The organism is Shewanella sp. 5_MG-2023 (assembly GCF_030547465.1).
In the GTDB taxonomy this organism is placed as follows: domain Bacteria; phylum Pseudomonadota; class Gammaproteobacteria; order Enterobacterales; family Shewanellaceae; genus Shewanella.
On record NZ_JAUORC010000017.1, the window covers coordinates 79,929 to 93,576 of the forward strand.

Sequence of the window (13,648 nt, forward strand, 5' to 3'; positions counted from 1 at the left end):
CCCTTGATGTGATTAAAAATCTACCAACAACCTTACCTTGTATATACAAGTTAAAACAAGTACTGTTTTGTGATAAAGTCTAAAAAATGAGTATTTTCAGGAGCGGTTATGTCGTGGGATCATGTGTGGATTGATGTCAATATTGCAACAATGGATCCAAGCAGTTCAGTCGCTTATGGCGCAATAACCGATGCCGCCATTGCAGTAAAAGACGGTAAAATTGCTTGGATGGGCCCGCGTAAAGAAATGCCTGAATTTGATGTATTTGAAATGCCCATCTATCGCGGCAAAGGCGGCTGGATCACCCCAGGGCTGATTGATGCCCACACCCATTTAATTTTTGCTGGCAATCGCGCTAACGAATTTGAAATGCGCCTCAAAGGCGCCAGCTATGAAGATATCGCCCGCGCTGGCGGTGGGATTATTTCAACCGTAAAAGCGTGTCGTGAAGCTGACGAAGCCGAGCTATTTGAACTTGGCAGACAAAGATTAAACGCCTTAGCCAAAGAAGGCGTCACCACGGTCGAGATTAAATCAGGCTATGGTTTGGATACCCAAACCGAAGTCAAAATCCTTAAAGTGGCCCGCGAACTTGGCCGTAATCATCATGTTGATGTTAAAACCACTTTCTTAGGCGCTCATGCGATACCTGAGGAATATAAAGACACTGCAAACAGCACCGCACGAAGTGATGCCTATATTGATATGGTGATTAACGACATGCTGCCTGCGGTTATCGAGCAAAACCTTGCCGATGCAGTGGATGTTTTTTGTGAAAACATTGCCTTTAACCTTGAGCAAACCGAGCGAGTATTAACCGCCGCCAAACAGGCCGGTTTAGATATCAAACTCCACGCTGAGCAGTTATCTAACTTAGGCGGCTCCGCTATGGCGGCAAGAATGGGGGCTAAATCAGTCGATCATATTGAATACCTTGATGAAGCAGGGGTTATCGCGCTCAGTGAACATGGTACCTGCGCAACCTTGTTACCCGGCGCGTATTACTTTTTACGTGAAACCCAAATGCCGCCAATAGATCTGTTACGCAAACATAATGTACCTATGGTGGTCGCCAGTGATTTTAATCCGGGCTCATCGCCGATTTGCTCAACCTTATTAATGCTCAACATGGTCTGCACCTTATTTAAGCTGACTCCAGAGGAAGCCTTAAAAGGCGTGACCATTAATGCCGCCAAAGCTTTAGGTATTGAAGCCAATGTCGGCAGTTTAGCCGCCGGCATGACAGCTGATTTCTGTTTATGGGATATCAGCACTCCAGCGCAACTGGCCTACTCTTATGGGGTGAATCCTTGTAAGGATGTGGTTAAAAACGGCGTGTTAGTGCATCAATAAAGCCTTGCTTTAACTTGCGACTATTGAGTCAGCTCAATCTCGACCCGCCGCGAGTATTTCCTTTGACTCAAGCGTAACAACAAAAAAGTGCTTAACCTTTTCGGGCTAAGCACTTTTTAATCACTGTAAACAAGGTTCAAATTTAAACGATTTTGATTAAACCAATAACCTTAATCAGTTGGGTGACGTTTGCCCTTTTTATTCTTCATTGGGTCGCCGTCATAACCTAATGCTTGCCAATCAAGGCGCTGACCTTTGTTATGGCAATCGCTACATTGTAGGGCTTGCTCTTTAGGTGAAACCATGTGATTGATACGCCACCACATTTCAGTTTCCACAAAGCCATGTTCACCGCTATAACTGAGGCCTTTGTCTTTCATGGTGGTATTAGCTTCCATGCCAAGTTTTGATGCTAAGTCCCAATCGAACTTGTCCCAATAGCCATTTTTACCAAACACTTTAGGGGTAATTAAAATATTCAATTTGCTGTCGAATATCTGTTTACCAGTATGGACTTTAAACGGGTAGATTTTGGCTTTGCTGTCATTGATATCACCCAAAGGATAAGTGAGTTTTATCACCTGAGCTGGATCAATTTTATCACCCGCCATATAGGCATCAGCTTTACCGTTAAACCAAGCATATTGCGGCGGCACCATTTTTTGCCATTCAAAACTCCCTTTCTTATTCATAAAGGTTTTTTTGCCGTTTTTGTCTTTGGTTTCAGTTAACTCTTGCCCTGCTGTTGACCAGTCCCAGCGCATTTTTGTTGGCTCATTACGAGCAAAAAATGGGATGTGACAGGTTTGACAGGCGACCGCAGCAGTATGAGTATTAAGCTTTTTATTGTCATGGGGCGCACTGTCATGGCAGTTTTCACAACCAATGGGGTTTTCTCCCCCCGGTGACACGCCCATGGCATTGCCAGAGATTTGATGACTTGCAGTGGTATGACAGGTTTGGCATTGGAAGTCATTGCCGTCAGTGTCCATATGCACATCGGTATCTTTTTCAGGATATGACATGGAAGAGTCTAAATCCCCATGCTTCACCGCGTCACCACCGCCACCATAAAAATGGCAAGTACCGCAGTTATCTCGAACCGGTTGGCCGACATTTTGTGCTACCCGCTCAAGATTCACTTTCGCCATCGCTTCACCCGCGCCTGCAGGCTCTTTGATATAAGTTCCTGTGGTGTCATGGCACACTAAACAATCCACTTTAGTCATATCAGTAAAGTCAAAGCTGTTGTCTTTCCAGCCATAACCCGCATGACAACTGGTGCAGCGCGGCTCGTTACCACTAATGGAGACACAAAAATTATTGATACTATTTTTTTTACCGCGCTTCACAGTGCGGCCTGGTAATTCTTGCTCTAACTCCCAAGTCCAATGGGAAGATTTCATAAACTCTTTCGCATGGTCTTCATGGCATTCAATACATTGCTCAGTGACGTCAGAGCCTTGGGTAAACGGCCCCTCAATCACTTCTTTATGATCAAATTCTGCATAGGCCATCTGACTGCAAAAGGCTAATGCGACTACTAATTTCATGGTTTTCATATAGCACTCCTAGCCCCTGCCACGCAGGGGCACCATGTTTAGAAATTAACTGTTAATGATGCATTTACATCATAAGCAGTATCAACAACAGGCAACATGGAATAGGCAGAGCCTGCAATCACATCATCAATTTTTTGCGGTGCGCCCACTGGAGTGCCACTACCGGTATATTCATAGTCGTAATACAGCCCTGCGACCTTGATAAACATTTTAGGATTGATATCAAAGATGTAATAGGCTTCAGCAACATGGCCACGAGTCGCTAATTTGCTGCCAATTGGGTCATCTTGAGCTTGGGTGAACGGCGTCCAGTATTCAGAGCCATAGTTATATTCAAGGCCAAATTTACCCATTGGTGCAGGCATTTGGAAACCAACATAAATACCATAGCCGTCTTTTGTTGAGGCATCATCAGCAACCGTTGGCATCATAATGATTTCAGTACCGGTGCTGTTAAGCTGCGCTTCAAAAACGGCATCAGATAACATGCCACCAAACATACCGCTGTTGCCATTTGGCTCAGCGCGAGTCCAGCCTAATGAAGCAAAGGCTTTAAAGTCTTCATCACTTTCATAGGCATAACCCAAACCACCTAAGTACATATCACCAATCACGCCGCTGGGTTGTACGCGGGTGACAAAGTTAAAGTTGTCGAACTTTTGCATATCTTGATACATGGTTGGCGCAAATATACCTGCCAACTGAGTTGGAAATGCCATGGTGCCTTTGAAGCCATCATTAACATCTTTGGCGCCAAATAAGGTTAACTGTAAGAAGTGGTTACCATCGTTAATGGCATCAATATTAAAGCCGCCTAAATGGGTATCTTTGGTGACGATATCGCCAAACATTTCGCCATTGCCCCACTGAGACTCAAAACCTTGGCCATAGCAAAAGCGCACCACTTGGCCATCAATACCAGTAATTTCACCGAGTTTGTAACCTAAAGTGGCGCCGTCAAAGTTAAAGTTAACTAAATGACCAGATGGGGTACCGCCACGCATTTCGTTTTCACGGTAATGACTTGGTGGGCCGTAAGTTGATGGACGACGACCAATTGACAGGTAAGTTTGACTGCCACCTATATTACGCCAGTCAAAATAGGCTCTTTCCACTCTGAGCCAATCACCACTGGTATTGCCACTACTGGTGCCATCCATGGTGAATGAGCGCCATGAATCAAACACTTGTGTGCCAGTTGAATCGCCCCAGTTTTTATACATAGATAAACGACCCGCAAAGCTGACGTTATCCCACACTTTAGCTTTCATATTTAAGCGTAAACGAGTGGTATAAAGTAAGTCATTGTCGATGTCTTGAACTGTTTTAGGCGCGAGTACATAGGGCATAACACCTTGTAATTGGCCACTTTGAAATGCTTGAGCTAAAGCAGGATTGGTCGCCATCATTTGCCCAAGTGGTGAGTCAGCGCTAGTAGGGTCGCCAAATGCTCCTGACATGGCTTTGGCGCCAAAATCTGAAAAATTAACATTAATGGCAGGATTCCAAGTCACATCTTGATAGTGCAATGAATGCACTTTGGTTCTAAAGTCACCTGTGATAGTTAATCTATCTAAGGCGCTATGGCGCTCAGTTTTATCCACCCGTGAATTAAGATCGTCAAGCTCTTCGGTTATTTCGGTTAATTGCTGTTTTAGCTCTGCCATTTTTTGAGCATCATCATTGGCTGATGACGGTGCTGCGGCCATGGCCGCACCACTAAACGCTAATGCATTGGCAACGAGTATTGATATTAAGGTACGCATAATTTGGCTTCCTTTTATTTTGCCTAAACCATCCAAATACATAGGTTTAGGCTAAATTTTGGCTGCAGAAATCCCTGAGCGATAAACTCAATTTTTCTGCTTTTTATCTGGATTAACTGATGGTGTTGCTGGCTTATTCTGACTTTTGCATTAAGTCTAAGCCGCCATCAGGACGCACGATTTCCGCTAGCCGCAGGTTTGTGGCTGATCAGAGTCCGCTGCGTGGTCATATAAAAACTGCTGAATATCTTTCAGATCTTTTTCTGATAGGGCTTTGAATACTTCAGGCTTAGCCTTATGTTGATCGCGCTTGAAAAATCTGTCCCACTGGCTCATGGTTTTTGCCATTGGGGTTAACTCAGGGCCTTCGGTGCCGACACTATGGCAAGCTTTACATTGTTTTTTATACAGATGTTTACCCTTTTTAGGGTTGCCGCCATCAGCTGCAAAACTGCCGCCAATCATGCACATTGCCACTAAGGCTACTGTCATCGCTATTTTTTTGTTCATCATTACTACCTCATCAATTTTTCTTTAGTTCTTTTTATCAATCAAGACAAACCAAATCTTTAATGCCTTGTTAAAGATGTTACTTAAAATAGGTAGACATTAATTTGACCTTGATCATATTCATGAGATAAATCTAATTGATAAAAATATAATTGAATAAAATCTAATTGAGCGAGTAATAACAATACTGATTTTTATACTTTTTAAGTATTAGTAAGTTGTGAAAAACTTAGCTAGGGGTGAATGAGTACAGCAGTGAAATAAAATGACGCAAGCTATAACCCGAAAATCAACCACAAAAAAAGTCGCCAATAAGGCGACTTCTTCAGCGTATTAGTTACAGTAAGGTTAATCGTCGCTAAGTTCGTTTATCGGTAACCAGTTCACTTTAACCCCAGCTTGTAAAAACATATCTTGGCTAATTTTAATCTTGTCGCCCCAGCGAGACAAAAAGTCTGTGCTTTGCTCAGGGCAGAACACCCCGGTTATCCCGGTTTGGATAATCTTGGCAGCACAGTTAGGGCAAGGAAAATGGGTCACCCAAATATCACAACCATCTAAATCTCGCTTAGCAAATAAAATGGCATTTTCTTCCGCATGCAGGGTTTTAAGTAGCTTCATATCACGGTCATCGGTTTCTGCACTGTCAGAAATACCATGGGGATAACCATTAAAGCCAACAGACACTATACGGTTATGCTTGGTGATCACCGCGCCCACTTGGGTAGAGGGATCTTTACTCCAAGAGCCTACCAGTTCTGCCATTTGGAAAAATCGTTTTGCCCATTTTGAGATCATAGTAATAGCCTTTTAAGGTGATGATGTTTTTAGCTAAGTAACTGAATTCATCATACCTAATGTTGTTAACATTCTCACCTTTTCTACAGTAAGATTGTTGAATATTGGCTGTTTTCATCTGCGTAGCTAGCAAAAATATAAATACTGCCGACTGATTTGTGCGTTACTGCGCCACAAGTTGTTATTTGGACTAGCCAATAGCCCCAATAAAGCTTAGGATCTTCAGCAGGCAAACTTAAGGATTGGAGTACATATTCATTATGGGTATTAGAGCGATTATCGTAGATACAGCGGGCACCACCACTGATCTAGATTTTATTCAAGATGTACTATTTCCTTATTCAAAAAAGGCTATGGGTGATTTTCTAGCGCAAAATCAACATAACCCGCTAGTTGAATACTGTATCAGTGATGTACGCGACTTAGCATTAGAAGCGGATGCGTCAATTGAACGCGTTACTGAAATCCTCTCTCAATGGATTGATGAAGACCGCAAAGCTACGCCATTAAAAACCTTACAAGGGTTAATTTGGAAGCAAGGTTATGCCGCTAACGAGTTTACAGGCCATATCTATCCAGATTTTATTGATGCCATGCCAGGCTTAGAAGCGAGCAATATTCGTCTTTATAGCTTTTCGTCAGGCTCTGCTGAAGCGCAAAAACTATTATTTAGCCACAGCGATGCGGGTGATTTAACCCCTAAATTTAGTGGCCATTTTGATACCCGTACCGGTAACAAATTAGATAAGCAGGCCTACTGCAATATCTTAAATACCATCAGCTTGAGCCCTAAGCAGGTATTGTTTATCTCTGATGTGGTAGAAGAGCTAAAAGCCGCTGAAGCAGCAGGTCTACATACCCGCCATATGGTGCGTTTTGAAAACCAAAAAACGGCTAAGTTTGCGCAAATCAAAAGCTTTGCTGAGTTAACCATTGATTAAGCATGGTTAACGACCATAAAAAAACGACCTTGATGGTCGTTTTTTTATGGCTTACGTCTTACAAAATAAGCTATCTAAAACCAGCCTTCAAATTTGCAAAACCACTTATTGGGCCGAATAATAAGACGCTGGAAACGCAGGAGAAATACACTGCTTAACTGTAAATGTGTAGCCGTATTTACCTTTCTCTTTATCAGCGCTAATCTCTAAAATTTCATAGTCATTAAGCTCAACCACTTTACTGTCTTTAATGTGCTCACAACGAGAAAATTGGTCAGCTTCAAAATAATACACAAAGCCTGCTACCATGCTTCTTACCAACACTCGGTAAGCTTCACGCACTAAGTCATAACGGCGTTCAGTATTTTCATCGCTAAGGTTAATATTAAATGAATCATCGGCCGCAATATCTTCGATTGATTCTCCGGTAATATCTTCAATCAGCTGCTTAGTCTTTTCAAATTCAACTTCTTCAAAGCCAACTTGTTCAGGTGTTGATTGTTCAGAGGTAGGCTCTGCTAAATCTGCAGTAATATCCGCTGGCGCTAAATTACCCTGGTTAATTTCAGCGATAGAATTACCCGTCATATCTTTAACCAGCTGTTCAAGCTCTTGGGGGATTTTCTCTTCAGCGATTGGCTTTGCAGGAATTGGCTCTTGCGTTGTAGGCTCTGGCGCTTTAACAACATTTCTTCCCTGCACACTGGCTTCTTCTTTTAATAAGCTCGCCATTCTGGCCTTGGGGTCAATGCTATCAAAACTGTGTTCAAAATCTCCCAGCAGCAAGATATTGGTCAGCACGATATAAGCCAGGATCACCCGTAACAAAATAGTCCGTTTACGGTAATGCTCGCTGTTGGTAAAGCTAATCGCTTTCACACCAACCAATTTAAAAAATGGTCGAAATACAAAATATAGTGGGATAGCAAACTGAAGCAGCATTAAAGCGATGCCACTGATCACCACAAACCACACAGGCATATACAGCAGCACCACTAAATTGTGGGTATAAGCTAAGTGCTGAGCCGAAATACCGGTGACTTCATTCACCACGGTACCAGCCCATACTAGTGAAAAGTTAGCTATCACCGCATAAAATAATAATAAAAAGGCTTTGCCGGCCAAACTATGCCAGGTTTTAGTAAATAGTGGCCAAAACTCGACCATCATCGCAATCATGGCAATGATAGCCACTAAGGTGAAACCATCAAAAACCAGCATCAGCAGAAACGCAATAAAGTATAGCTTTTGCGCCACGGTGAGCTTGCCGATAACGGTTTTAAAGTAGGTGATAATAGCGCCTGGCAAGGCGCGCCAACTATTTATGGGTTCGCTGATTAGCTGCTGCAAGCGAGCATAGTTTAAGGATTTCAAGTTCTGCGCGTTCCCTAGCAATGACATCATTATTAATCATCAAAGCATATTGGCAAATCGATAGCAAAGAATTAGCCGAGGTTGTTGAATTTGTTAGCGACTGATATGCTGCACAAAATTCAAACAAACGTTTAAATAAAGTGGTGTTATGGAACAGTTTATCGCGCAAAACTCAATTATTACTGAAATCCCTGTGGCATGGGGAGAAATGGATGCTCTTAATCACGTCAATAATGCGGTGTATTTTCGCTATTTTGAAACCGCAAGAATTGAATTTTTCAGTCAAATAAACATGATGGATGAATTGAAAAAAACCTCGGTGGGCCCAGTGCTTAGTGAAACTCAAGCGAAATTTAAGCGCCCAGTGACCTTTCCTGACACGCTACTGGTTGGCATCACTATCAGCGATATTAAACAAGACCGCTTTATGATGCATTACCGTGTTTTTAGTAAAGCCCAACAAGCGATTACCACTACAGGCAGCGCAAAAGTGGTGATGTTTAACTTTAAAACTGGCCAAAAAGCCACTCTGACTGCTGAATTATTAGCAGCATTAGAGCAGCATGGCGAATAGCTTATAAGCTAGATTACTCTGCAGGGCCAGTTAGTTGCGCTAGTTGGCTTTTTACTGCATCAGTTAACGGCTTACTCTTTTCTGCTTGATAATCGTAATGCACCATGGTGGTTTTGGCCTCTGCTGTTTGGCGACCATTTTGCCAACAGCTTTGAGCTATTTCAAAACTGCTGTTACCCACTCGGCTCACATAGGTTTTTACCGTTACTTCAGCACCATAAAAAGTCGGTGCGTTAAAAGCTATCGTAAAACCAGCAATAATCATGTTCCATTTCGACAAATCTTGGCCGGGATTCACAATCTCAAAAATCGGCTCACGCGCCGCTTCAAACCACACTGGGATCACTGTGTTATTGATATGGCCTAAGGCATCGGTTTCGCAAAAACGTGGCGTAAGATTCAGGGTAAATTGAGTATCAGACACAGGTAAGTCCTTTTATTATTATTGTTTTTAAGCTGTTATAACCAGCGGATTTAAACTCGGCAGCCGATAGCTTAAGCGACCTTCGTGTTTGAGTCACCTATAAATAATGGCCACAAAAAAAGGGAGCTATCAGCTCCCTTTTGAAATAAATGTAAACCAGTAACTTATTCGTACTGCCGTACTGATTTAATCCGTACTAGCGAGCGTACATCGCATTAATTTCACGGTCATATTTAGTATAAATATTCTTACGACGCAACTTCATGGTTGGGGTGATTAACCCTGACTCAGTTGAGAATGCTTCCGGTAGTAAGGTGAATTTTTTAATTTTTTCAAACCCAGCCAATTCATGTTGTAGCTCTTTTAAACGTTGCTCAAAATGCTCAATCACATGAGAGTGACGCAGTAATTCCAGCGGCGACTCGTAAGTAATACCTTTCTGTTTTGCCCACGCATCTAACGACTCAAATGCAGGTACGATCAAAGCAGAAACATAGTTGCGCGCATCTGCGACAATAGCCACTTGCTCGATGAACGGACAACAGCTGACCTTACCTTCAACCCGTTGCGGCGCAATATACTTACCGTTTGAGGTTTTCATTAACTCTTTAATGCGATCGGTAATATATAAGTTACCTTCAGCATCTAGCATGCCGGCATCACCGGTTTTTAACCAACCATCTTCAAAAGCTTCTGCGGTATCTTGTGGGCGATTATAATAACCACGCATTACCGTCTCACCGCGAATTAGAATTTCGTTGTTATCGCCAATTTTAACTTCCATTGCATGTAATGGCTTGCCGTTTGACCCCGATACTCGGTTATCTAACGTATTACAGGTTACTGTAGCGCAGGTTTCTGTCATGCCATAACCACATAAAATAGGTACGCCAATGCTATGGAAAAAACCGCCGACATTAACATCTAATGCAGCGCCGCCCACAGGCATAAATTTAAGGCGTCCGCCCAGTACATTTTGCAATTTACTAAAGACTAATTTGTTGGCCAATTTCCACTGTGTAGATAAAGCGAAACTGGCACGTTTACGGCCTTGGCTTACTTCAAACTGACGCGCACCCACACCGATTGCCCAGTTAAACAGCTTTTGACGGATTGCCGGGGCGCTATTCACCTTGTCATGAACTGCGCTATACACTTTTTCTAAAAAGCGTGGCACCACACATAAAGTATGAGGCCTAACCGCAGCAATGGCTTCTTTAACGCGGTTGGTGTCATTTAGATATACATTATGACCACCGCGGCAAAGTACGTAGAAGGTCCAACCACGCTCAAATACATGGCTTAATGGTAAAAAGGCTAACGATACATCACCTGATTTAAAGGCGATTTCAGCATCATGCTGCTCAACCATAGAAGCGATATTACGGTAATCCAGCATCACACCTTTTGGGTCACCTGTGGTGCCTGAGGTATAAATAAGGGTCAGTAAATCATCAAGGCTGGTTTGTGATAAACGAGACTCTAGCTCGGTTGCACTTGCTGGCGAGGTCTCAGAAATTAATAAGTCATCAAAATGAAAATGCTCATCTGATACTAATGCGACTTGACTGTCGAATACAATCACGTGCTCTACACTTGGGCATTGAGCTTGAATTTTACGAGCGGTGACATACTGGCTTTCATCACCAGCGAAAATAACTTTAGCGCGAGCATCATTTACGATAAACACCGCTTGTTCCATTGTACTTGTTGGGTATACAGGTACGACAACAGTACGGGCTTTTAATGCGCCGATATCAGCACAGCTCCACTGTGGGCTGTTTTGCGCCACAATGACAACTTTGTCCTGGGCTTTTAGTCCAAAGTCGATCAACAGTTGTGCGACTTTGTTGGTAATAGTATCAAACTGGCTCCAAGAAACTTTATTCCATGGAGCGGCCATCTCAAATCCTTCGAGGGCGATTTTATCTTTTAATGCTTGGCTTTGCTGCTGTAGCAGTCTTACTAAGTGAAATTTTTCAAGAGACATTACTAACCACCTTTAAGCTTACAAGTGTTCCGCTTTTGCGGGCATTCTACTGCAAGCCATCAGGAATAATAAGCGTTTTTAGTCTAAATTAAGCGCAATTCACAGTTTTAGGTCGATTTTTACAAACCAGCAACACCATTTTTCCATAATTTGTTTCTGCTGATAACGAGTAAAACTCCCATTAACAGGAGTAAACCTAAATCTCCCCAATAATAGCCAACGTTTATAGAACCTTGCTCCCGTAAGCCAACTAATGAAGTTGAAAGCCATATAGCACTACTAAAGACAAGCAGCATAGATAAGCTAACGTGCAGAGTAGATCGACTCATTGCACCGAACGCTAAGGCCAAACCAGATGCCCAAGTCGTCGTCACGACGATATGTAAGCCCACCATCAGGGTTATCTGTGAGTTAAACAGAGCAGATAACAGGGTTATCAGTGACATAATCATTATCACGATACCCATCAAACGTAATTGCGACTTAAAAAACTGCTCTACCAAGCCAGATTTACCGCTAAAGCTTGGTAGCATATATAGCGTCTCGGCTGCGCGCCAACGCTGAACACGTGTCCAGTGAATTAATGCGCATACCATAATCATTAACTGAGAAAGCACCATTAAAATGGGAAAGTCTGCATCTATGTAAGCTGCAAATAACACCCCAACAGCACTTAATACCAATGATGCAATCAACACCATGCCGAGCATTGGGCCAATAAAAAAACTGGCAGGATGTAGGTAGCGACTTAGCTTAATAAACCAAGGGTTTTGTCCCACTATTGGGCCAACCATCCACCCCGTTTCTAGGCCATTTAAATATATGGCACGAGCATCTTGATTCCAGCTAAAACGTTTTAGCTTCCGATCAATTAAGAACCCTAATAACACCGGGATCAATACAATATAATCAGCCAGTAATTGCGGAATATAGTGAATTAATTGCGGTGTAATCGGTAAGACTAAAAACACCAGCATGGCATAATTGAATCGCTGCGGTTTGATTAAACACGCATAAATAAACCCAGTACCAATACTGACAAAAAGCATCAATGTCGCGATACTGGTTAATTCACTTAGCTCAATTGCCACGAAACTCAGAAATAAGCTCACCGCCCATATACTGCTAGCTTGTATTAATACCTGCTGTCGATAATGAGGGATAAGCATTGCGCATTCATTGGCCGACAATTTAATCAATTGCCAGGCTACTGCGCAAGACATCGATAAAATAGTCATGCCTAAAGCAAGATTGATGACGTCAATTTTTTCAGGCTTAGTTATTATGGTGAGTATTGTCAGGCCACAACTCAGCAAAGCGCCCATCAAAAAGCTCAGACTGCCAAAGTCTCTTAGCCATAGTGAGTAGAATCCTTTAAATGGGTTGCGAAAAGCATTTTTAGTCACTTTAGCGCTAGGTTGTGTTGAGGGCGACGGGCTATTCATCGGTGAAGTTCCATGAACAGTTGTTCAAGATTTAATGAGGTAGTATTGACCACGCCAGCAATGTCGATTTGATCGGCATTATCCACTAACACTTGTTGCTGATTGCGATTTAACACCGTTAACTCCTCGGGTAAATCTTGGTTATCTGCGAGTTGCACTAAAACAACCTCTTCCCGTAAGGCATCAATTTCTTTAAACAAGATTAATTCACCTTGTTTGAGCAGTGCGACATGGCTGGCAACACGTTCAAGGTCGGAGGTAATGTGAGATGAAAATAGCACTGCAGAGCCAGACTCAAGCGCTAACTCAAATAAGTCGCCCATAAACTGACGACGCACAATAGGGTCTAAACTGGCAACTGGTTCATCAAGGATCAGTAACTGGGGACGATACGCCATCGCCATAATTAGCGCTAAAGATTGACGCTGCCCTACTGATAACTTTTGCACTTGTTGTTTACTATCAAGCCCAAAACGAGCCAACCAATCAGTTTCAAGTGCTTTATCCCATTGCGGGTAAAAACTACTGTGTAATTCAAGTGCACTGGCAATAGTGAAACCTTCATAGCCAAACGGCTGTTGTGGCACATAGCCAATTTTAGCCTTCGCATCGATAGACAGGTCAGTGGCGGTTTCACCTAGAGTAGTAATATTACCTGCATCAATTTCTAAAATGCCTAAGGCTGCACGCATTAAGGTCGATTTACCCGCCCCGTTTTGCCCCAATAAGCCCACAACCATGCCAGCCGATAAGCTAAAGCTCAGTTGGGTTAATACAGCTTGGTCATCAAATCGTTTATCGACTTGTTGAAACTCGAGAATCACTTCAGAGTGTTCCATCAACTTGTTCCTTGTTATCTTGTGCTTACTGCTTGCTGTTATCAGTATTTAAAAAGATTAAATTAAACTAGG

12 protein-coding genes are annotated in these 13,648 nt (G+C 42.6%); 3 read left to right on the forward strand and 9 right to left on the reverse strand.

Annotated features, from left to right (window positions below):
- Nucleotides 1-108: 108 nt before the first annotated feature.
- A complete protein-coding gene (hutI, locus tag Q4557_RS11760) occupies nucleotides 109-1,353 on the forward strand; it encodes an imidazolonepropionase (protein ID WP_303412875.1) in 1,245 nt (414 codons plus the stop codon).
- Between the two features lie 170 nt (nucleotides 1,354-1,523).
- Here the strand turns inward: hutI and Q4557_RS11765 are convergent, their stop codons facing one another.
- From Q4557_RS11765 to Q4557_RS11780, 4 genes are all read right to left on the reverse strand, one after another.
- A complete protein-coding gene (locus tag Q4557_RS11765; protein WP_303412877.1) occupies nucleotides 1,524-2,915 on the reverse strand; it encodes a tetrathionate reductase family octaheme c-type cytochrome in 1,392 nt (463 codons plus the stop codon).
- Nucleotides 2,916-2,953: 38 nt separating this feature from the next.
- On the reverse strand, nucleotides 2,954-4,681 hold the full coding sequence (locus tag Q4557_RS11770) for a DUF3373 domain-containing protein (protein WP_102476493.1): 1,728 nt from the start codon (nucleotides 4,679-4,681) through the stop codon (nucleotides 2,954-2,956).
- Nucleotides 4,682-4,867: 186 nt separating this feature from the next.
- Nucleotides 4,868-5,194 (reverse strand): c-type cytochrome, encoded by a 327-nt coding sequence (locus Q4557_RS11775; RefSeq protein ID WP_102435919.1) that lies wholly within the window; start codon nucleotides 5,192-5,194, stop codon nucleotides 4,868-4,870.
- Between the two features lie 345 nt (nucleotides 5,195-5,539).
- The gene (locus Q4557_RS11780; RefSeq protein ID WP_102435917.1) at nucleotides 5,540-5,989 is read right to left on the reverse strand and encodes a dCMP deaminase family protein; all 450 of its coding nucleotides are present in this window, start codon (nucleotides 5,987-5,989) and stop codon (nucleotides 5,540-5,542) included.
- 260 nt (nucleotides 5,990-6,249) lie between these two features.
- On the opposite strand from Q4557_RS11780, the gene mtnC reads away from it, so the two are divergent.
- Complete coding sequence (gene mtnC / locus Q4557_RS11785; protein ID WP_076541452.1) at nucleotides 6,250-6,930, forward strand: acireductone synthase; 681 nt, start codon at nucleotides 6,250-6,252, stop codon at nucleotides 6,928-6,930.
- 105 nt (nucleotides 6,931-7,035) lie between these two features.
- Here mtnC and Q4557_RS11790 read toward each other — a convergent pair whose 3' ends face one another.
- Entirely contained in the window at nucleotides 7,036-8,304 is a 1,269-nt protein-coding gene (locus tag Q4557_RS11790) for a hypothetical protein (protein WP_303412881.1), read from the reverse strand.
- A gap of 148 nt (nucleotides 8,305-8,452) precedes the next feature.
- Here Q4557_RS11790 and Q4557_RS11795 point away from each other — a divergent pair, with 148 nt between their 5' ends.
- On the forward strand, nucleotides 8,453-8,878 hold the full coding sequence (locus tag Q4557_RS11795) for a thioesterase family protein (RefSeq protein ID WP_102476495.1): 426 nt from the start codon (nucleotides 8,453-8,455) through the stop codon (nucleotides 8,876-8,878).
- Between the two features lie 13 nt (nucleotides 8,879-8,891).
- Here the strand turns inward: Q4557_RS11795 and Q4557_RS11800 are convergent, their stop codons facing one another.
- From Q4557_RS11800 to Q4557_RS11815, 4 genes are all read right to left on the reverse strand, one after another.
- Entirely contained in the window at nucleotides 8,892-9,302 is a 411-nt protein-coding gene (locus tag Q4557_RS11800; RefSeq protein ID WP_102476496.1) for a thioesterase family protein, read from the reverse strand.
- A gap of 196 nt (nucleotides 9,303-9,498) precedes the next feature.
- Nucleotides 9,499-11,292, reverse strand: coding sequence for a long-chain fatty acid--CoA ligase (locus Q4557_RS11805; RefSeq protein WP_303412884.1), 1,794 nt, complete (start codon nucleotides 11,290-11,292; stop codon nucleotides 9,499-9,501).
- A gap of 119 nt (nucleotides 11,293-11,411) precedes the next feature.
- Nucleotides 11,412-12,737 (reverse strand): hypothetical protein, encoded by a 1,326-nt coding sequence (locus Q4557_RS11810; RefSeq protein ID WP_303412886.1) that lies wholly within the window; start codon nucleotides 12,735-12,737, stop codon nucleotides 11,412-11,414.
- A complete protein-coding gene (locus Q4557_RS11815; protein ID WP_303412888.1) occupies nucleotides 12,734-13,576 on the reverse strand; it encodes an ABC transporter ATP-binding protein in 843 nt (280 codons plus the stop codon). The genes Q4557_RS11810 and Q4557_RS11815 overlap by 4 nt, the downstream gene beginning before the upstream one ends.
- Nucleotides 13,577-13,648 lie beyond the last annotated feature (72 nt).